The organism is Streptomyces sp. NBC_01006 (genome assembly GCF_045162725.1).
In the GTDB taxonomy this organism is placed as follows: Bacteria; Actinomycetota; Actinomycetes; order Streptomycetales; family Streptomycetaceae; genus Streptomyces.
On the sequence record NZ_CP108701.1, the window covers coordinates 218,498 to 237,067 of the forward strand.

19 protein-coding genes and 1 pseudogene are annotated in these 18,570 nt (G+C 72.5%); 11 read left to right on the forward strand and 9 right to left on the reverse strand.

Features of this window, described 5'->3' with window-relative positions:
- Positions 1 to 59: 59 nt before the first annotated feature.
- From OG509_RS40780 to OG509_RS40800, 5 genes are all read left to right on the forward strand, one after another.
- Positions 60 to 443 (forward strand): MerR family transcriptional regulator, encoded by a 384-nt coding sequence (locus tag OG509_RS40780; protein ID WP_331742047.1) that lies wholly within the window; start codon positions 60 to 62, stop codon positions 441 to 443.
- 54 nt (positions 444 to 497) lie between these two features.
- Entirely contained in the window at positions 498 to 1,238 is a 741-nt protein-coding gene (locus OG509_RS40785) for a class I SAM-dependent methyltransferase (protein WP_331742049.1), read from the forward strand.
- Between the two features lie 111 nt (positions 1,239 to 1,349).
- Positions 1,350 to 2,609 carry an FAD-dependent oxidoreductase gene (locus tag OG509_RS40790; protein ID WP_331742754.1) on the forward strand — a complete coding sequence of 420 codons (1,260 nt, stop codon included), beginning with the start codon at positions 1,350 to 1,352 and terminating at the stop codon, positions 2,607 to 2,609.
- A complete protein-coding gene (locus OG509_RS40795) occupies positions 2,606 to 3,826 on the forward strand; it encodes a cytochrome P450 (RefSeq protein WP_331742051.1) in 1,221 nt (406 codons plus the stop codon). The genes OG509_RS40790 and OG509_RS40795 overlap by 4 nt, the downstream gene beginning before the upstream one ends.
- 96 nt (positions 3,827 to 3,922) lie before the next feature.
- Entirely contained in the window at positions 3,923 to 5,818 is a 1,896-nt protein-coding gene (locus OG509_RS40800) for an ABC transporter ATP-binding protein (RefSeq protein WP_331742053.1), read from the forward strand.
- On the opposite strand, the gene dacB is transcribed toward OG509_RS40800, so the two are convergent.
- Complete coding sequence (dacB, locus tag OG509_RS40805; RefSeq protein WP_331742055.1) at positions 5,797 to 7,404, reverse strand: D-alanyl-D-alanine carboxypeptidase/D-alanyl-D-alanine-endopeptidase; 1,608 nt, start codon at positions 7,402 to 7,404, stop codon at positions 5,797 to 5,799. The two genes, OG509_RS40800 and dacB, sit on opposite strands and share 22 nt — an antisense overlap.
- Before the next feature lie 110 nt (positions 7,405 to 7,514).
- On the reverse strand, positions 7,515 to 8,462 hold the full coding sequence (locus OG509_RS40810; RefSeq protein ID WP_331742755.1) for a LysR family transcriptional regulator: 948 nt from the start codon (positions 8,460 to 8,462) through the stop codon (positions 7,515 to 7,517).
- A gap of 105 nt (positions 8,463 to 8,567) precedes the next feature.
- Between OG509_RS40810 and OG509_RS40815 the strand changes: the two genes are divergently transcribed.
- Positions 8,568 to 9,485, forward strand: coding sequence for an NAD(P)H-binding protein (locus OG509_RS40815; RefSeq protein ID WP_331742057.1), 918 nt, complete (start codon positions 8,568 to 8,570; stop codon positions 9,483 to 9,485).
- Entirely contained in the window at positions 9,475 to 9,840 is a 366-nt protein-coding gene (locus OG509_RS40820; protein WP_331742059.1) for a darcynin family protein, read from the forward strand. Before OG509_RS40815 ends, OG509_RS40820 begins: the two co-directional genes overlap by 11 nt.
- Before the next feature lie 300 nt (positions 9,841 to 10,140).
- Here the strand turns inward: OG509_RS40820 and OG509_RS40825 are convergent, their stop codons facing one another.
- Positions 10,141 to 10,722 (reverse strand): hypothetical protein, encoded by a 582-nt coding sequence (locus OG509_RS40825; RefSeq protein WP_331742061.1) that lies wholly within the window; start codon positions 10,720 to 10,722, stop codon positions 10,141 to 10,143.
- Positions 10,723 to 10,858: 136 nt separating this feature from the next.
- On the opposite strand from OG509_RS40825, the gene OG509_RS40830 reads away from it, so the two are divergent.
- A complete protein-coding gene (locus OG509_RS40830; RefSeq protein ID WP_331742063.1) occupies positions 10,859 to 11,119 on the forward strand; it encodes a transposase in 261 nt (86 codons plus the stop codon).
- On the opposite strand, the gene OG509_RS40835 is transcribed toward OG509_RS40830, so the two are convergent.
- Complete coding sequence (locus OG509_RS40835) at positions 11,116 to 11,850, reverse strand: SDR family oxidoreductase (RefSeq protein ID WP_331742065.1); 735 nt, start codon at positions 11,848 to 11,850, stop codon at positions 11,116 to 11,118. The genes OG509_RS40830 and OG509_RS40835 overlap by 4 nt on opposite strands.
- A 146-nt stretch (positions 11,851 to 11,996) precedes the next feature.
- On the opposite strand from OG509_RS40835, the gene OG509_RS40840 reads away from it, so the two are divergent.
- Entirely contained in the window at positions 11,997 to 12,578 is a 582-nt protein-coding gene (locus tag OG509_RS40840; protein WP_331742067.1) for a helix-turn-helix domain-containing protein, read from the forward strand.
- Here the strand turns inward: OG509_RS40840 and OG509_RS40845 are convergent.
- The 3 genes and pseudogenes from OG509_RS40845 to OG509_RS40855 all read right to left on the reverse strand — a co-directional run bounded on the left by OG509_RS40845 (position 12,538) and on the right by OG509_RS40855 (position 16,144).
- Positions 12,538 to 14,634 carry an HAD-IIB family hydrolase gene (locus OG509_RS40845; RefSeq protein ID WP_331742069.1) on the reverse strand — a complete coding sequence of 699 codons (2,097 nt, stop codon included), beginning with the start codon at positions 14,632 to 14,634 and terminating at the stop codon, positions 12,538 to 12,540. The genes OG509_RS40840 and OG509_RS40845 overlap by 41 nt on opposite strands.
- Positions 14,635 to 14,682: 48 nt before the next feature.
- Positions 14,683 to 15,081: a hypothetical protein gene (locus OG509_RS40850; protein WP_331742071.1), complete on the reverse strand. Its 399-nt coding sequence runs from the start codon at positions 15,079 to 15,081 to the stop codon at positions 14,683 to 14,685.
- A gap of 107 nt (positions 15,082 to 15,188) precedes the next feature.
- A pseudogene (locus OG509_RS40855) lies at positions 15,189 to 16,144 on the reverse strand (alpha/beta hydrolase).
- A gap of 184 nt (positions 16,145 to 16,328) precedes the next feature.
- On the opposite strand from OG509_RS40855, the gene OG509_RS40860 reads away from it, so the two are divergent.
- Entirely contained in the window at positions 16,329 to 16,781 is a 453-nt protein-coding gene (locus OG509_RS40860; RefSeq protein ID WP_331742076.1) for a hypothetical protein, read from the forward strand.
- Here OG509_RS40860 and OG509_RS40865 read toward each other — a convergent pair.
- A complete protein-coding gene (locus OG509_RS40865) occupies positions 16,778 to 17,170 on the reverse strand; it encodes a nuclear transport factor 2 family protein (protein WP_331742078.1) in 393 nt (130 codons plus the stop codon). The two genes, OG509_RS40860 and OG509_RS40865, sit on opposite strands and share 4 nt — an antisense overlap.
- A gap of 107 nt (positions 17,171 to 17,277) precedes the next feature.
- Between OG509_RS40865 and OG509_RS40870 the strand changes: the two genes are divergently transcribed.
- A complete protein-coding gene (locus OG509_RS40870) occupies positions 17,278 to 17,721 on the forward strand; it encodes a MarR family transcriptional regulator (RefSeq protein WP_331742080.1) in 444 nt (147 codons plus the stop codon).
- A gap of 6 nt (positions 17,722 to 17,727) precedes the next feature.
- Here OG509_RS40870 and OG509_RS40875 read toward each other — a convergent pair whose 3' ends face one another.
- Positions 17,728 to 18,459, reverse strand: a complete 732-nt coding sequence (locus tag OG509_RS40875; protein WP_331742082.1) for a TetR/AcrR family transcriptional regulator C-terminal domain-containing protein — start codon at positions 18,457 to 18,459, stop codon at positions 17,728 to 17,730.
- Between the last annotated feature and the right edge of the window lie 111 nt (positions 18,460 to 18,570).

Consider the following 18,570-nt stretch of genomic DNA (forward strand, 5'->3'; position numbering starts at 1 on the left):
CACTCTTCAACTTGAACTAAGGTTCAAGTCAAACGACAGGGAGGAGTTCGGACGTGCGCATGACGATCGGGCAGCTCGCCGGGGCCACCGGGGTACCCGCCTCGGCCATCCGGTACTGGGAACGCCACGGGCTGCTGCCCCAGCCCGAACGCCAGAGCGGGCAGCGGCGCTATCCGGCGGGCGCCGCGGAGCGGATCGTGCTGCTGCGCAAGTGCCAGCAGGCGGGCCTGACCCTGGCCGAGATCCGCGAGCTCCAGCAGGACCAGCCGCGCCGGCAGGCGATGATCCGTACGAAGGTCGCCGAGATCGAGCAGCGCCTGGTCGATCTCGACCACGCCCACCAGCTCCTGACCCACGCCCTCCAGTGCAGCAGGACGGACATCGTCAGCTGCCCGAACTTCGGGGAGCAGATGGCCGCGTGGCGTGCGCCGTCCTCGCCCTGACGCACCGCCGAATAGGGGTGCGCCCCGGGCGTGTTGTTTGACAAGCTGCACCCAATGAACCGTGAACAGATTTCCGAAATCGCCCACACCGACCATCCGATCAAGGCCCCGCTCGACGACGACTCCGTACGCGGACTGCTGGAACGCGGGCTCCCGCGGGGCGACGAGCGCGTGCTCGACCTCGGGTGCGGCAGCGGGGAATGGCTGCTGCGCGCGCTGACCGCACGGCCGCTCGTACGCGCCGAGGGCGTGGACATCTCCGAGGAGGCCCTGGCGCTGGCCGGGAAGACGGCGCGCGAGCTCGGCGTCGAAGACCGCCTGACCCTCCACAAGACGCCCGCCGCGGACTTCGCTTCTCCGCACCCCTTCGACCTGGTGCTCAGCGTCGGGTCCACGCACGCCTTCGGCGGGCTGCTCCCCACCCTGGCGGCGGCGCGCGAGCACCTGGCGCCCGGCGGCCGCGTCGTCATCGGCGACGGGTTCTGGGAGCGCACGCCGTCCCCGGAAGCCGTCGACATGCTCGGCGAGTTCGCCGACCTGGCGACCACCGTGGACCGGGTCGTCGCCGACGGGTGGACGCCCGTCGAGGGGCACGTCAGCACGCGCGCCGAGCTGGACGCGTACGAGTGGTCCAACTGGGGTTCGCTGGCGTCGTGGGCCCTGGACCACCCTGACGATCCGGACAGTTCTTCCGTGCTGGAGACGGCGAACATCCGGCGCACCGAATGGCTGCGCACCTACCGGGAGACCTGGGGGTTCGTCTCGCTGGTCCTGCGCCGGACGCCGGGACGCTGAGGCCTCCGGCTCTCCTTCGCGGCGCGTCTTCGCCGTTGACGTGTCCCACGCCACGGGTGCGGTATACGTCCTGAGGGGCTTTACCCGATGCCGGCGAAGGGAGTGGTTGCCGTGGAGCGTACGGCCTGCTGTGTGGTGGGAGGCGGGCCCGCCGGGATGGTGCTGGCCCTGCTGCTGGCCCGGGCCGGGGTGGAGGTCACCGTGCTGGAGAAACACGGTGACTTCCTGCGCGATTTCCGCGGCGACACCGTGCACCCGTCGACCCTGTCGCTGCTGGACGACATCGGCCTCGCCGAACGGTTCGCCCAGCTGCCACAGCGGCGGGTGACCTCGGTGCAGCTGCCCATCGGGCCGGACCGCTCCCTCGTCACGGTCGGGAACATCGGGGCGCTGCACGGCAAGTACAACTACATCGCGATGGTGCCGCAGTGGGACCTGCTCGACCTGCTCGCCGACGAGGCCGGCAAGGAGCCGTCCTTCCGCCTGCGCATGGACACCGAGGCGACGTCCTTCCTGATGGAGCGGGGCCGGGTCGCGGGCGTGCGGTACCGCACCGCGGACGGCGCCACCGGCGAGCTCAGGGCCACGCTGACCGTGGCCTGCGACGGCCGCGGGTCCTTCGCCAGGGTGCTGCCCGAGCTGGGCCTGGAGAGCTTCCCGTGCCCGATGGACGCCTGGTGGTTCCGGCTGCCGCGCCACGAGGACGACCCCAGCGGGCTCGTGGGGGGCCTGGGCGAGCGGTTCTTCAGCGCGCTCATCGACCGCGGCGACTACTGGCAGATCGCGGGGCTCATCCCCAAGGGAACCGATGCCGAGCGCCGCGCCGAGGGCGTGGACCGCTTCATGGCCCAGTTCACGGACGCCGTCCCGTGGCTGGCGGACCGGGCGCACGCCGTCACCTCGTGGGACGAGGTCAAGCTGCTCGACGTACGGCTGGACCGGCTGCGCCGCTGGCACCGGCCGGGTCTGCTGTGCATCGGCGACGCCGCCCATGCCATGTCACCGGTGTTCGGCATCGGGATCAACCTCGCCGTGCAGGACGCGGTGGCCGCGGCCCGCTACCTCGTGCGCCCGCTCCGCGAGGGGACCGTGGGGCTCCACGACGTACGCCGCGTACAGCGCCGCCGCATGCCCACGACGGTGGCGACCCAGGGCCTGCAACGCGTGGCCCACGCCCAGGTCATCGAGCCGCTGCTGGCCGGCCGCACCGCGTTCGGCCATCCCCGGCGGGCGAAGCGGCTCGCGGAGCTCGTCACCGACTCGCGGTGGCTGAACCGGGTTCCGGCCTACTTCATCGGGTACGGGGCGCTGCGCGAGCGCCCGCCGGCCGAGTCGCTCCGTCGCGGCGCCACGGTGCGGGAGGTGTCGTGAGCGAGCAGCCGGTCCCCCTCCCCTACGGCGACCCGGCCTTCGTCGCGGACCCGTTCCCGCTGTACAGGCAGCTGCGCGAGGACGGCCCGGTGCGCCGCGTCGTCATCGCGGGCGCCCTGGATGCCTGGCTCGTCACCCGCTACGAGGACGGGCTCGCGGCCCTGTCCGACTCCCGCCTGAGCAGCGACATCCGCGACGCCGCCGACACCCGGCTCCTGCGGCAGCTGCCGGACACGGAGCGCGAGTCGATGCTGGGCAACATGCTGCGCAGCGATCCGCCCGACCACACGCGGCTGCGCCGCCTGGTCTCCAAGGCGTTCACCGCCCACCGGGTGGCCGAGATGCGGCCGCGGATCCAGGCGATCACCGACGGGCTGCTGGACGCGGTCGTCGCGGCCGGCCGTGCCGATCTCGTCGCGGACTTCGCGCTGCCGCTCCCGGTCACGGTGATCAGCGAACTGCTCGGCGTACCGGTGGACGAGCGGCACGAGTTCCAGCACTGGACCGACCGCATGCTCATGCGGGGCGCGGAGCCGCCGGACCCGGCCGTGGTGAACGAGGCGTGGCGGCACATGCGCGCGTACGTCACCGAACTCATCCGCGCGAAGCGGGCGGAGCCCGGCGAGGATCTGCTCAGCGCCCTCATCACCGCCCGGGACGAGGAAGCGCGGCTCAGCGAGGACGAGCTCGTCGCCATGGTGTTCCTGCTCCTGGCCGCCGGCTACATCACCACGGTCAACCTGATCGGCGGTGGCATCGCGATGCTGCTCGCCCACCCCGGCCAGCTCGACCTGCTGCGCTCCGACCCCGGCCTGCTGCCGGGCGCGGTCGAGGAGTTCCTGCGCTACGACGGCCCGGTCAGCCCCGGCATCGCCCGCTTCGCGCGGGAGGACGTGGAGATCGCGGGCGTGCGCATCCCGCGCGGCGCGACCGTGCTGATCGGCTCGGCCGTCGCCGACCGCGATCCGGGGCGGTTCCCGGATCCCGACCGCCTGGACATCACCCGTCCGGACAACGCCCACCTGGCGTTCGGGCACGGCATCCACTACTGCCTGGGCGCTCCGCTGGCCCGCCTGGAGGGTCAGATCGCAATCGGTACCGCCCTGCGCCGCCTGCCCGCCCTCGCCCTCGCGGTCCCCCCGACGGAGCTCCCCTGGCGCCCGGGCGGCCTACGCGGCCCCCTGACCCTGCCGGTGACGTTCACCCCGGGCGGCTAGCGGACGGCTGTCACCCACACGGAAAACGCTTGGACGGCGCGGACGGCGTCGCGGGAGACTGCGATCTCCGTAACCGAGCGACTACGTAAGGTGGCCATGAAAGCGTCCGCATCACGAGGGGGTCCGCCAGGCAGGGGGCCGGTGGTCCTCGCACTCCGCTACTACGGGCGGGAGTTGGCGCGGATGCGCTGGCTCACCGCGCCCGCCATGCTGATGCCGGCCCTCGGCAACATCGGCATCAGCTACATCGCCCCGCTGGTCGTCGCCAAGCTCGTCGGCCGCATCGCCGACGACGCCGCCGGCAGCGGCACAAGCCTCGGCGCCGCGCTCCCGTACGTCCTGGGATTCGCCGGTGTCCTGCTGCTCTCCGAGGCGGCGTGGCGCCTCGGCCTGCACTGTCTGAACCGGCTCGACGCCCTCGGCATCGAGCGGCTGTACATCACCGGCATGGACGAACTGTTCGCGAAGGACGCCGCGTTCTTCCACGACAACTTCGCCGGGTCGCTGACCAAGCGGGTGCTGAGCTTCGCCTCCCGCTTCGAGGAGTTCGTCGACGCGCTGACCTTCTCGGTCGTGGGCCGGTTCGTACCGCTGCTGTTCGGGTCGGTGGTGCTCTGGCGCTACGAACCGCTGCTCGTCGTGGCGCTCCTGGCCATGATCGCGGTGACGGGGGCGTGCGTATTTCCGCTCGTACGGCGCCGCCAGGCGCTCGTGGACCGGCGCGAGGAGGCGATCGCCCGGGTGTCGGGGCACGTCTCGGACAGCCTGATGAACATGGACACGGTCCGCGCGTTCGCCGCGGAGGAGCGCGAGGCCGCCGAGCACCGGTCCCGGGTCGCGCACTCGCGCGCGCTGACGCTGCGCTCGTGGGACTACGGCAACCTGCGCATCGACACCGTCGTCGCGCCGATGTCCGTGGTGACCAACGCGCTGGGCCTGCTGATCGCCGTCACGATCGCCGGGAGCGGGGGCGGGGGCTCGGGCGCGGGCGGAAGCGGGCACGGGGTGGAGGCGGTCGTGGTCGCGTTCACGTACTTCTCCAACGCCACCCGGATCATGTTCGAGTTCAACCAGATCTACCGCCGCCTGGAGAGCTCGATGACGGAGGCCGCACAGTTCACGCAGCTGCTGCTGACGCCGCCGACCGTACTCGACCCGCAGTCCCCGGAGCCGGTGCCCGAGCCGGGCCGGGCGGGCGAGGTCCGCTTCGAGAAGGTGGACTTCGCCCACGCGGGCGCGGAGCCGCTCTTCGCGGGGCTGGACCTGGACGTGCCCAGCGGGGCGAAGATCGGGCTCGTGGGCCGCTCCGGCGGCGGCAAGACCACCCTCACCCGGCTGCTGCTGCGGATGACCGACGTCGACGCGGGCCGGATCCTGATCGGGGGCCGGGACATCAGCAGGCTGCGCCAGCGCGACCTGCGCGGCCTGATGGCGTACGTGCCGCAGGACCCGGCGATGTTCCACCGCACCCTGCGGGAGAACATCGCGTTCGCCCGGCCCGGCGCCACCGAGGCCGAGATCCGGCGCGCGGCCGAGGCGGCGCACGTCACGGAGTTCGCCGACGCGCTGCCCGACGGCCTCGACACCATGGTCGGCGAGCGCGGGGTCAAGCTGTCCGGCGGGCAGCGCCAGCGGGTCGCGCTGGCCCGGGCGATCCTGCGCGACGCGCCGATCCTGCTGCTGGACGAGGCGACCAGCGCCCTGGACTCCGAGAGCGAGATCCTCGTACAGGAGGCGCTGTGGCGGCTCATGGAGGGGCGGACCGCCCTCGTGGTCGCGCACCGGCTGAGCACGGTGGCGCACATGGACCGGCTCGTCGTCCTCGACCGCGGCCGCATCGTCGAACAGGGCACGCACCACGAGCTCCTCGCCTGCGAGGGCACGTACGCGAAGCTGTGGCAGCACCAGTCGGGCGGCTTCCTCGACGAGAGCGCCGAAGGCCAGGACAGCCCCGCACCTCCCGGACCCCGTCAGGGAGATTCCTGGAGGTAGGCGGCGATCAGGGCGAGGTCGTTGGCGATGGAGAGGACGCCGGCGGTGTTCGCGGTCGGCGTGGAGGCGCCGTTGACGCCCGCGTAGAAGGTGTCGAAGCGGCCGCCGCCCTTGTCGAGGTAGCCGGCGATGGTGATGGCGCCGACGGCGAGCCGGTCGTTGAGGGCGTCCCCGCCGACGGCCGCGCCGGTCTTCGCGAACACCTTCCCGCGCGCCGGGCAGCTGCGGCAGTTCTCGGCGAGCAGGCCGTCCACGCCGAGGACGGGCAGGGCCTCCCGGAAGCGCCGCGCGTCGGGGGTGCGCTGCCAGTACGCCAGCATCTGCACCAGCGCCTGCGGGGTGGCCCGGTCGGCGGGGTTGCCGCCCCGGCCGTCCATGAGCTCCACCTGCTCGCGGTCGACGCCGGCCCGGTCCAGGAAGGCGGCGAGCACCGGGAAGCCGTCCTCGCACTGCGTGCTGCCGGTGGAGATTGCCATCAGGCAGATGCCGAGGTTGGCGCCGAGGTTGTGGCTGACCTTGAGGATCAGCTTGGCGTACTGCTCGTACGGGGGTGAGGTGTACGCCGCCACCCGCGGGCGGCCGTCGTAGTCGCGCGGCAGCCGGGCGGCCGGGTTGGGGCCGGTCGGGGCCGCGGTGACCCGTACGCCGGCCCGGGCGAGGGCCTCGATCAGCGCGCTGCGGCCGAACGCGGCGGGATCGGTGACGGGAGCGGTGCGCAGCAGGGGCTTCGCGTCCGCGGCGATGGTGCCGGAAAGCAGGATCCGGGTGCCGCCGTCGGTGGCGGTCACCGTGACGTTCGTGGGCTTGCCTGCGGCGACGGTCTTCACCGTGGAGGTGACCGCGTACGGGGCGACCTTCGGCCGCCAGTCCAGCCGGGCGTCGGCGCCCGCCCGGTCTGCGGGCGTGGTCAGCAGGTCGATGAGGTTGTCGTTGATGATCAGGGGGGTCGGGGTGGGGTCGAGGACCGGGTCGGGGGCGAAGAGGCGGCTGTCGACTATGACGTCGCCGTCGACGCGGGTGATGCCGGAGTCGCGGACCTGCCGGGCCAGTTCGTCGATGCCGGCGAGGGGGTTCTCGGGGGTGAGGGTCGCGCCGGGGAAGTCGTTGGCGTAGGTGTGGTCGAGGTCGGTGTACGCGACGGTGCCGTCGGGGCGCGTACGGCCGCCGAGGGTGAGGTCGCCCTGGGCGACGAGGTCGAGGTCGCCGGTCAGCGTGGCGCCGGTGCGCCGGCCGACGGCGTAGACGGGGGTGACGAAGCGGTGGTCGGTGCCGAGGGTGCGCCAGGTGCCGGAGACGGCGAAGAGCTTCGCCGTGGAGCCCGGGATGAAGAACTGGCCGGGGTAGAGGCTGTGCAGCACCCGCCCGTCGTCGGGCCGGGTCTGCAGGAGCCCCCACTGGGCGTGCCGGTACTCGGGTTTGCGCATGATCTCGGCGATGCGCGGATCGAGCGCGGCCGGGGAGGGGGTCGGGATCGGGGTCGGGGAGGGAGCCGTGCCCGCGCCCGAGGCGAGGGCGACCAGCAGCAGGGCGCCGCAGGCGGCGGCCGCCCGGCGCCGCAGCGCCGCGACACGTATCGGACGTCCCACAGCACGCTCCGTTCGTCGCGGCTGCCATCTCCCGAGGCCTGCGAACAGGGTGGCACGCCCCCATCCGGCGCGCATGCGGGTGACCTGCGCGGACCCGCGCCGTGGGCTGGCTAGTCCTCCCGGGCCGGACGCAGCACCCGGCGCACGGCGCCACGCAGCCACTGGTGGGCTCCGTCGGCGGTGTGGCGGGGGTGCCAGGCCATGCCGATCGTCAGTGGCGGCAGCGGCAGCGGGATGTCCAGCAGGCGCAGTCCCAGCGCGTGCGCCGCGTCGCTGAGGGGTGAAGGGGGCTCGCCCGGCAGGGCCGTCGGCACCAGGCAGACCACGTCGCCGACCGCGGCCAGCGCCATCGCCGCCAGATGCCCGGGCAGGACGGCGCCGACCCGCCGGCTGAGCCCCTGCTCGGCCAGGGCCGCGTCCAGCGGACCGGTGAAACGTCCCCGGCGGCTGACCGCCACATGCTCGGCCGCGGCCAGCCTGGCGGGCGTCAGGGTGCCGTCGGCGAGCGGGTGCCCGGCCCTGACACCGGCCGCCATCCGCAGCGTGATCAGCTCCTCGACCCGGGTCTCCGGGTCGACGTGGTCGATGACCCCGATCTCCAGATCGACCCGCCCCTCGCGCAGCGCGGGGCCCGCCTCCCCTTCCTCGGCCAGCACCCGCAGCGAGACGCCCGGCGCCCGGCGGCGGGCCAGCCCGAGCAGACCCGGCGCCAGCGCCGCGCCGACCAGGTCCGAGGCCTGGACGGTGAAGGTGCGCCGCAGGGCGGCGGGGTCGACCCCGCCGCTCGGGGTGAGCAACGCCTCCAGCCGGCGCACCACCGCGGCGGCCTCGTCCCGCAGCGCCTCGGCGCGGGGTGTGGGGACCATCGCCTGTCCGGCCCGTACCAGCAGCGGGTCCTGGAGCACCCGGCGCAGCCGGGCCAGGGTGCGGCTCATCGCCGCGGGGGAGGTGTGCAGCCGCGCGGCGGCACGGGTGACGCTCTGCTCGCTCAGCAGGGCGTCGAGGGCGACGGCGAGGTTGGCGTCGAGGTTCGGGGCTGGGCTGCTCACCGGAATTATTCCGTTTCAGGCAATGATTGGATGCTGAAGTTCCCATTGTGGCAATGATGTGGGCGTCTGCACGATGAGGGGGCGTACAGATCCAACAAGAACCGCGAGGGTTTCATGATCGTCATTACCGCCCCCACCGGGAACATCGGCCGGCGGCTGCTGTCACTGCTGGTCGAGGCCGCGCCCGCACACGGAGAGGAGTTGCGCGTCGTGGTCCGCGATCCCGCGCGGCTCCCCGAGGCCGTGCGCGGACGGGTCGAGGTGGTCACCGGCTCACACGGCGACGCCGCGACCGTCGAGCGGGCCTGCACCGGGGCCGACGCCGTTTTCTGGCTGGTGCCGCCGGACGTCTCGGTCACGCCGGACGAGGCGTACAGCGGCTTCACCCGCCCGGCCGCGCGGGCGTTCGCCGCCCACGGCGTCGGCCACGTCGTCGGCGTCTCGGCCCTCGGCCGCGGCACCCCGCTCGCCGACCGGGCCGGGCTGGTCACCGCCTCCCTGGCCATGGACGACCTGATCGCCGGCTCCGGCGTCGCCTACCGCGCCCTGGCCAACCCGTCCTTCTTCGAGAACCTGCTGGAGGACGCCGACTCGATCCGCGAGGACGGCGTCTTCACCGACACCGTCGCCGCGGACCGCAAGGCCCCGCTGGTGGCCACCGCCGACATCGCCGCGGCGGCGGCCGGGCTGCTGCTGGACCGCTCCTGGACCGGCGCCGGCAGTGTTCCGGTGCTCGGCCCGCAGGACCTGTCGCCCAACGACCTGGCCCGCATCATGACCGAGGAGCTGGGCCGTCCGGTCCGCTACCAGCGCCAGCCGCTCGACGAGCTGCGTTCTGCCCTGCTCGGCTACGGCCTGGGCGAGGCGTTCGTCGAGGGCATGGTCGACATGAAGCGCGCCAAGGACCAGGGCCTGGACGCGGGCGTCGTCCGCTCGCCGCAGGCGGGTCCGGCCACCGGATTCGCGCAGTGGTGCGCGCAGACCCTGGGGCCCGCCGTCCTCGCCACCTCGGAGGCAACCGATGCCCACTGACCGAACCGAGCCGCCCGTCACTGCGTTCATGCTGGTCAAAACCACGCCCGAGTGGCTGGCGATGACCGTGGCCGAACGCGTCGAGGCCTTCACCACCCACGTCGCCCCGGTGATCGAGGCCCGCACCCGCGGCGTCCGCTCCCGCTTCTACGACACGGAGTTCTACTCGGCGCGGGTCACCGACGTCTGGGTCTGGGAGGCGGACGACCACGACGCCTACCGGCTGCTGATCGACGCGCTGCGCGAAACCCCCTTCTGGGACCGCTACTTCGAGGTGGTGGACCTGCTCGTGGGCATCGAGAACGGCTACGCCCGCACCTACGGCCTGGAACCGGTGGCCACCTTCGCCACCTGACGTTCCTCCCTGCCCGGCGAGCCGGACGAGCATCAGGCGGATCATCGCTACCTTGATCATGGCCTCGGAGTTGTCGCACTGGCACACACCACGTGATCATTCCGGGGGCCGTCACCATGCCCGGAGGGCAGATCGCGACCGTCACCCTTCACGCATGATCAGCCACCAGAGAGGCTCTGAGCGTCGCCATCCGCTCGCATCCGACTCCGCGGCACCAATGTGGCATCCAACGCCGTCCAGCATGCGGCGAGGTCCGGACAGGCATCACCGCGACGCCCGTCCGGACCTCGTGACGTACGCTCAGGCAGCCACGCAGCCGCCGCTGTGCCCATGGTGCTTGGCCGGGCGGCAGCGGCGCGTGTAGTAGGCGTAGGTCAGCACCAGTACGAGCGGACCCCACAGCATCCCGGGGGCGATGCAGATGCGGGCCAGTGTCTGCCAGCCGCCACTGCTGAACCCGGCGGCGTCACCCACACCTAACCAGCTCAGCAGCACGGGTGCCCAGAACGCGGTCGCGCCCAGGCCGCCGAGGGTGGCGGGGATGATCGCCGCAAAGGGAGCGATCCGCTTCCCGCCGATGAACGGCAGCCATGCGGGGGCGACCTCGCCCCATCCCCGCACCAATCCGAAGGACAGCAGCGCCAACCCCTCCGTGATCAGGCTGAGCCCGAAGACGTAGGGGACGGACACCCACAACGACGACGGCATCGCCCCGTCCACGTCCAGCCCCATCTCGAAGCCGAAGGCGAACGGCAGCCGCCACAGGCACTGGGGCAGCAGCAGCAAAGGGATCGCATGGGCGGTGATGGAAGCCCATGGAGGGACCGGCCGTTCGGTGCCGTGCGCAGTCGTGGTCGGGTGAGGGCCGTCGATCGCTGTCATGGCATCAGCCTCTTCGGTCCTCGGCGGCTGGTCGTCATCCCCGAGTTGGTACCGCCGTCTGCACGGGGGAGCCTTGAGTCAGCCTTCGGGATGATGCCTCGGCGGGAGGAGGCCCCCGGTCCCCGGTCCCCCTGCCATGTTCGCTCCGGCCTCGGAGCGAACGACAGGGCGGAAGAGACACGTGATCGTGGACACGATGGGCCTGATGCTGGTCATCGCCGTCACCTCCGCGTCCGTGCAGGGCCGGGCCGGAGGCCGCGACGTCCTGGCGCGGCCCACTGCCGACTTCCGCCCGGTCAGTCTGGTGTGGGCCGACGGCGGCTACGCCAACTCCGTTGATTCCACGCTTCTTTCATCGGCCCGGGATGTGTTGAACATCGTCGTCGACAGGCTCTAAGCCTGCGCGGTGGGGCGGACGACGATGTCGCCCACGTCCACGTTGCCCGGCTGCTCGACGGCGAAGGCGATGGCGCGCGCGATGGCGTCCGGCGGGATCGCGATCGCGTCCATGCGGTCGCGGATCTGCGTCCGCATCTCCGGTGCCATGGAGTCCGGGAAGTCCGTACGCGTGAAACCCGGCGAGACGACCGTCACGCGCAGGCTGTCACCGGCCTCCTGGCGCAGGCCCTCGGAGAGGGTGCGTACGGCGTTCTTGGTGGCGGCGTACACCGCCTGGAGCGGAGTGACGCGCAGTCCGGACACGGAGACCGTGTTGACGAAGTGCCCGGTGCCCTGCTCCCGGAAGACCGGCAGCGCGGCGGCGATCCCGTACAGCACGCCCTTGAGGTTGACGTCGATCATCTTCTCCCAGTCCTCTACGCGGAGCTCGTCCAGGGGGGAGATCAGGCCGATTCCGGCATTGCTGACGAGGACGTCGAGCCTGCCGAACCGGGCGCGCGCCACTTCGACGAGCCCGGTCAGGTCCTCGCGCACCGTGACGTCGGTGCGCGTCCACGCGGCTTCGCCGCCGGCCTGTTCGATGCGTGCGGCCAGCGCTTCGAGCCGCTCCGAGCGGCGCGCCCCGAGGACGACCTTGGCGCCGCGTTCGGCGAGCAGCAGGGCGGTCGCCTCGCCGATACCGCTGCCGGCGCCCGTGATCGCCACGACCTTGCCTTCGATTCCCGACATGAGCGGCAGTCCTTCCAGGAGGAGGAGTACGGGCAGGCCAGGGCATGCCCTAGAGTCAAGTGGAGGCGCCACCACTTATCGAAGGCTAACTGGGGGCGCCTCCACTTAGCAAACGGACCGAGCGGGAGAGAGGACGGCGGCCGCCGATGACCCCGGACGCAGCACGCCCGTTGAGAGCCGACGCGCAACGCAACAGGGACAAGATCCTGGCTGCCGCGGTACGGGTGTTCACCGAGGAGGGACTGGACGCGCACCTCGAACGCATCGCCAGGGAAGCGGGCGTGGGCACCGCGACCCTGTACCGCAACTTCCCCACCCGCGAGGCGCTCGTCGAGGCGGCCTACCGCAACGAAGTGGCCCAGCTGCGCGACGTCGTCCCCGGGCTGCTGGCAGCGCAGCCCCCGTACGAGGCGCTGCGCGCGTGGACCCGTCTCTTCATGGACTACGCCACGGCCAAACTCGGCATGGCCGACGCCCTGCGCGCCATCGCCGCTTCGGGGAGCAACCCGTACGCCCACAGCCACGACATGATCCAGAGCGCCATCGCCGCGCTCATGGACGCGTGCGCCGATGCCGGGGCGATCCGGACCGACATCAGCGCGACGGACCTGTTCGCCGCCCTCGCCGGGATCGCCCTCACCTCGGCCAAGCCCGAACAGCGGGAGCAGGCCGAACGCCTGCTGGACCTCACCCTGGACGGGCTGGCACCCCCTCGATCGCCGCGATGACGTCGCGCGCCCACTCGGCGGGCGGCGGGGTGGCCAGGAGGGCGGCGAGGCGGGCGGTGTGTGCCCGGCGCTCCGCGGGGGACATCGCCAGGGCGGTGCGCAGCTTCTCCACCATGTCGTGCGGGGAGTACGGGTCGGTGAGGAGGGCGTGGCCCTCCACGTAGGCGGCGGCGCCGGCGTGGCGGGAGAGGATCAGCACGCCGGAGCGGCCGGTCGCCGCCTGGACCGTGAGGAACTCCTGGGCCGTGAGGTTCATGCCGTCGGCCAGGGAGCTCACCCAGAAGACGTCGGCCGCCAGGTAGTGGTCGACGACCTCCTCGAAGGGCAGCCCCCGGGAGATGTACTCGACCGGCTCCCAACCGGCCTTCCGCTGGCGCCTGTTGAGTTCCCCGATGGCCCGTTCGAGCCGGCTGCGGGTGGTGTCGTACGCGCGGATGCCCGGCTCGGGCGGCGGGCAGACGAGGCGGTAGCGCAGCCGTCCGCGCAGTTCCGGCTGCCGGTCGAGGAGTTCCGCGAGGGCGTGGATCTTGTGTACGGGGGCCTTGGCGTAGTCGAGCCGCTCCACCGAGAGGATCACCGGGCCGTCGTCCCGGCCGCCGGTCGTGGCCGTGCCGGCGGCGCGGGACCGGGCGAGGGAGGCGACGGCCCGGCGGTCGATGCCCAGGGGGTGCACACCGGTGCGCGGTACGCGGGAGGCGGCCGCGCCGCTCAGCAGGGTGCGGAAGTTCTCGGCGAACGCGTCGGTGTGGAACCCGGCCCAGTCCAGCTGTCCGAGCGACGCGCACAGCTGCGCCGCCGCGGGCAGGCGCCGGAACGTCCGCGGGTCGGGGAAGGGCGTGTGGTGGAACAGGCCGACCGTCAGATCCGGCCGGTCCCGCTTGAGCAGGCCGGGGACGAGCCAGAGGTTGTAGTCGTGCAGCCAGACCGTTCCGCCGTACGCCGCGTGGACGCTGACGTGCTGCGCGAAGGCGGAGTTGACGGCCTCGTAGTCCGCCCAGTCGGCCGGGTCGTGCCGGATGAGGTGCGGCTGCGAGGTCAGGGCGGGCCACAGCGTCTCCTTGCAGGCCCGGTGGAAGTACCCGGCCCACTGGCCGGCCGGCAGCGGCAGGAGGGTCAGGGGCAGCCCCGGTGGGACCGTGGCCGCCGTGGCGGCGTCCTCGGTCGTGGCGGCGGCCCATACGGCGTCCAGCCGCCCGCCGGGGTCGGCCCCGAGGGCGGACACCAGGGTCGGGAGGATGCCGTTGGGGCTGGCCGGCGGCCGCCAGTGTCCCTCGTACCGCTGCCACGGCGGACGGTGGTATCCGATCACCACGCGCCGGGGGCGCCGCAGCCGCACCCAGCCGAGCCGTTCCAGTACGTGCAGTACGGCGGCGGCGCCGTCGAGTGCCGGGTGGTGGACCAGCGGGTCCCCGGCCACCTGGGCGACCAGCGCGGGCTCGGCGTTGCCGACGACGACGCCGTGCGTGCCGAGGCGGAAGAGCGACAGGTCGTTGAGGGAGTCCCCGGCCACGAGCAGGTGTGCGCGCGGCCAGTGCAGGCGGCGCATGAGCGCCCGCAGGGCCGGGCCCTTGCCGGCGCGGGGCGGGAGCACGTCGAAGTACCGGTCCGCGGAGTACGTCCAGGAGCAGCCCATCCGCTCGACGGCCGCCGTGATCTCGTCCGAGAGGTGCTCGGCGGCCAGGTAGTAGGAGCACCGGCCCTGCTGTGCCACGGCGTCCTGGTGTACGAGCTGCGGGAACCGGCGCAGTGCCCGCCGGACGTGGCGGTGCCCGGGCCATCCGGTGCGCAGCGGTCCTTCGAGGGACTCGGCATGGGACATGTCGGTGGTGTCGATGATGCTCGCGCCGACGTCGGCGATGATCCACCGCGGCCAGGGTGCGAAGGGGTCCTCGGTGAGCACGGTCCGGACGGAGGCGAGGCTGCGACCCGTCGCGTAGACCACGGTGATGTCGGGATGCCGGTCCAGCGCGTGGCGCAGATGGCGCCGGCTGTCCTCGTCGCCCGCCAGGAGCGTGCCGTCGAGGTCGGTGACCAGGACCCTTGCCGTGCTGCCCATGACGTGTCCTTCCTAGGCCGGCAGGGCCCGGCCCCCGGGGGCGGAGGCTCACCAGGCGGGGTCGTGGGTCACCGGGTCGATGGCGGCGGGGCCGGAGGGTTCCGCGGGCGGCGAGCCGGCGGTGTTCCCTTCGGTGTGCAGTGCGTGCTGGACGGCTCGCACGGCCCGGCCCAGCCTCACCGCGTGGACGTCGTCGCTCGCCAGGAGGCGATCGACGCTCTCGCGCGGGGCGTCGAGGGCGCAGCCGAGCAGTTCGTCGACCGGACGGGCCCGTGCGTTTCCGGACGGCAGCATCACGGAAACGTCTTCCGAGCCGTGCGGAATGCTGAAGGCGAAGGCGACGTCGCCGCCACCACCCTGCCGCGTGGCGGGCGGGTCCTGCGTCAGGGTGACGTGCACGTGGGTGTACCCGTGGCGGGGTCTTGTGTGCTCGATCCTCGGTGGCACGGCAGTACCCCTTCCTGTGAACGGGCAGCGGCTCCAGCATTGCCGCCAGGTGGCGCGCGGGCACCTCGGGAGCGCCCCGGGCTCGGCCGTTGGGGTGACGCCTGGACCTACCCCGGGGCGGCGGGTGCGGTGAGGAGGCGGTGGAGCCAGCGGGTGCGGGTTTCGCGGGCGGCCCGGGTGAGGGCGGCCTCGGGGGCCAGGCCGTCGAAGCCGTGGTACGCGCCGGGCCAGACGTGGAGTTCGGCGTGGCCGCCAGCCTGCCAGATGGCGTTCGCGTACGCCACGTCCTCGTCGCGGTAGATCTCGGCCGACCCGACCTCGATGAAGGCCGGCGGGAGTCCGGACAGGTCCGCGGCGCGGGCGGGGGCCGCGTAGGGCGGCAGGTCGGCGGCGCCGTGGCGGTCGCCCAGCAGGGCCTTCCAGCCGGTGGTGTTGGACGTGAGGTCCCAGACGCCGAGGCCGGTCATCTGGTGGCTGGAGAAGGTGGTGCCGCGGTCGTCGAGCATGGGGCAGAGCAGCAGTTGACCGAGGGGGACGGGACCGCCGCGGTCGCGGGTCAGGAGGGCGAGGGGGTGTCTTACGGATCAGGCCGGATCAGGGAGCGGCGTCTGGTGCCGTGCATCGCAAGGCCGAGGAGGGAGTCGACGCGGAGTGTCGGCGACCGACGAGAACGCGGCGAGGCGCGGCACTCGACGGAGATGACGGCCAGTTCCAGGGGGAGGGCCCACTCGCGGAGGATCCGCGGGAGCACGGACCAGGCGTTGCCCATGACCATGCCGCCGCCGTGCACGTAGTAGAGGAGGGGCAGCGGCCGCCCCGCGAGCCCGGCCGGACGGGCGCTGACGAGCGTGACGGCGGGGCCGTCCGGTGGCCCGGGGACCTGGAACTCGCTCACCTCGAAACGGCCTTCGGCGCGAAGGTCCTCGGCCGCGGGCCGGGGCCGGGACGTGGCGTCCCGCTCCTGCCGGGCGGCGAGGTTGGCCGGGGTGATCGGCTCGCGCGCCCTCGCGTCCAAGGCCGCGAGGGCGACGGCCAGTTCGGGGTCGAAGGGCGGTACGGGCATCCCCGTCGGCGACTGGTTTCCTTCACCGGTGAGACCCATACGGCGTATCCCATCACACCGTCACCCGGGCGCGGCGGGGCGGCACATGACAGCTGTCATACGGCACAGGTGACCTGGAGCCCTGCCCCCGAGACCCCTCCCCCGGAAAAATAGCGATCATCACACCGACCACGGGGGCAGCGGCATGAACATCCTGAAGAAGAAGAACGGGAGCGCACCGGCCGAGGCGATCGACACGAGCGCCATGACACCGGCCGACTACCGGCTCCCGCTCTGGTTCTTCGGCTTCGAAGGGGTGCTCGCGGCCGCCTTCGACATCCTGAAGGCCTTCCCCTCGGTCTGGCCCGTACTGCTGGTCCTGCTGGCCGTGAACATCATCGTCTCGCTGACGATGATGCGCAGGCGGATCAAGCTCGCCAAGGCGCTGTGGCGCGGCAAGGAGACGCGCAAGGTCGCGTTCGCGCTCATCGCCCTGCGGGTCGGCAGCCACTTCGCCCTGAGCGCCCTGGGTCTGGCCGTGACCTCGACCCTGGGCCACGTGCTCTTCGCCCTCGTCATGAGCGCGATGACGATCGGCCTGCTCGCCTACTCCCAGGAGACCGCCATCCGCGCCCTGACCGCCAGGGGCACCCGCTAGCGGGCGCTGCCCATGTTGCGGTCGGCGGCGGAGCCTTCGAGCATCAAGGTGGTCTCCTCGATGCGGTCGAACCGGCCGTCGGGCGCGAGGTCCGCGAACACGTAGACCTCCATGGCCACGGTCGAGCCGTCCTTCTTCGTGATGTGGGCGGTGTGCCGGTCGGCGTACTTGCTGCCGTCGTACAGCTCCTCGTGCACCTCGACATGGCCGTCGGCCACCAGGCCGCGCACGTGGGTGATGTGCTCGATGAACCCGGCGCGGTCGGCCCACTCCCCGTCCGTGCGCTGGCGGTACTCCGGGGTGAAGTAGCGGTCGGCGGCCTCCTCGACGGTGATGTCGCGATTGAAGAGCAGGTCGTTGAGGGCGGCCTTGATACCGGTGCGCGTCATGGGATTTCCTCACGGGACGAAAGAGCGAAGGAGAAGTGCGTGCGATTCGCACGCATCTCCATCACTGTAACATCAACAGCGTGTGCGGCGCACGCTATTCTTGTGGCGTGGAGAACGAAGCAGGTCATGAGATCGCGGACGCGCTGGGCATCCTGCTCAGGCGCACCACGCGCACGCAGCTGCACCGGCGGCTCACCGAGGACATGGGCGAGGGGCTGGACGAGCTGACGTACCCGGTACTCAGCGCGCTGGCCCGGACCGGTCCCCGCAGCGCCGCCGATCTGGCTCCCGACGTCGGAGTCGACCGTTCCGGCGTCACCCGCCGCGCCTCCCGGCTGGAGGCCGCCGGCCTCATCCGCCGCGAGCCGGACCCCGCCGACGGGCGCGCGCACCTGCTCGTCCTCACCGAGCAGGGCCGGGCCGCGGTGGCGGAACTGCGGGCCCGGCTGGCCGCCCACATCACGGCGAGCCTGTCCTCGTGGCCGCCGGGCGAGGCCGAACGCTTCGCCCACGACCTGCGCCGCTTCACGACCGAGGGCCCGTTCGCCTAGTCCTCGCTAGTCCTCGTCAATGAGGACCTGTACGCCGTCCAGGATCCGGTCCAGTCCGAAGGCGAGCGGGTCGGCGGCGGGCGGCGGGGCGAACGCGCCGTCGGCGATCGCCCTGGTCAGGGCCGGGAAGCGGGCGGCGTGCCGGTCGAGCAGTTCGCCGGTCAGCCGCCCGAACTCCCGGGCGTGCTCGGCGTCGAAGTCGGCCGACTGCTGGGCGAGGGCCCGTACATGGCCGACCACCAGGAGGAAGACCTGGTGGCGTTCGGCCGCGGTCAGCCCGGTCCGCTCCAGCGCCGCGTGCGCCTCGTCCAGCCAGCCGAGCTGGTTCGGCCCCATCAGGCGGCGCCGCATCGCGGTGGCGACCAGCAGCCACGGGTGGGCCTCGTACACCGCGAGCATCCGGTGGGCCCAGGCCGTCAGCCGGGGCCGCCAGCAGGAACCCGCGTCCGCCACGTCGGGGCGTTCGGCCAGAACGGCCTCGACCATCAGCTCCACGAGCTCGGCCTTGCCGGGCACGTAGCGGTAGAGCGCCATCGCCGAGACGCCGAACTCCGCGCCGACCTTGGTCATCGACACGGCCTCCAGCCCCTCCGCGTCCGCCAGCGCCACGGCCGCGGCGGCGATGCGGGACGGGGTGAGGCTGGGCTTGGGGCCCCGGCTGGGCTGCTCCTGCTCACCCCACAGCAGCGCCATGCCCGCGCGCAGATCGCGCGCCTTGTCCTCGCGTGCCTTGGCCATCCCGCATCCCTCGTTCGCATCTCGGTGCCGTCATGGCGGTCGGCGCCCGGGTGTTGACGCCGCCCAACAACTGTATATACCTTAAACCCACTAACTGATGATGTAGTAAAC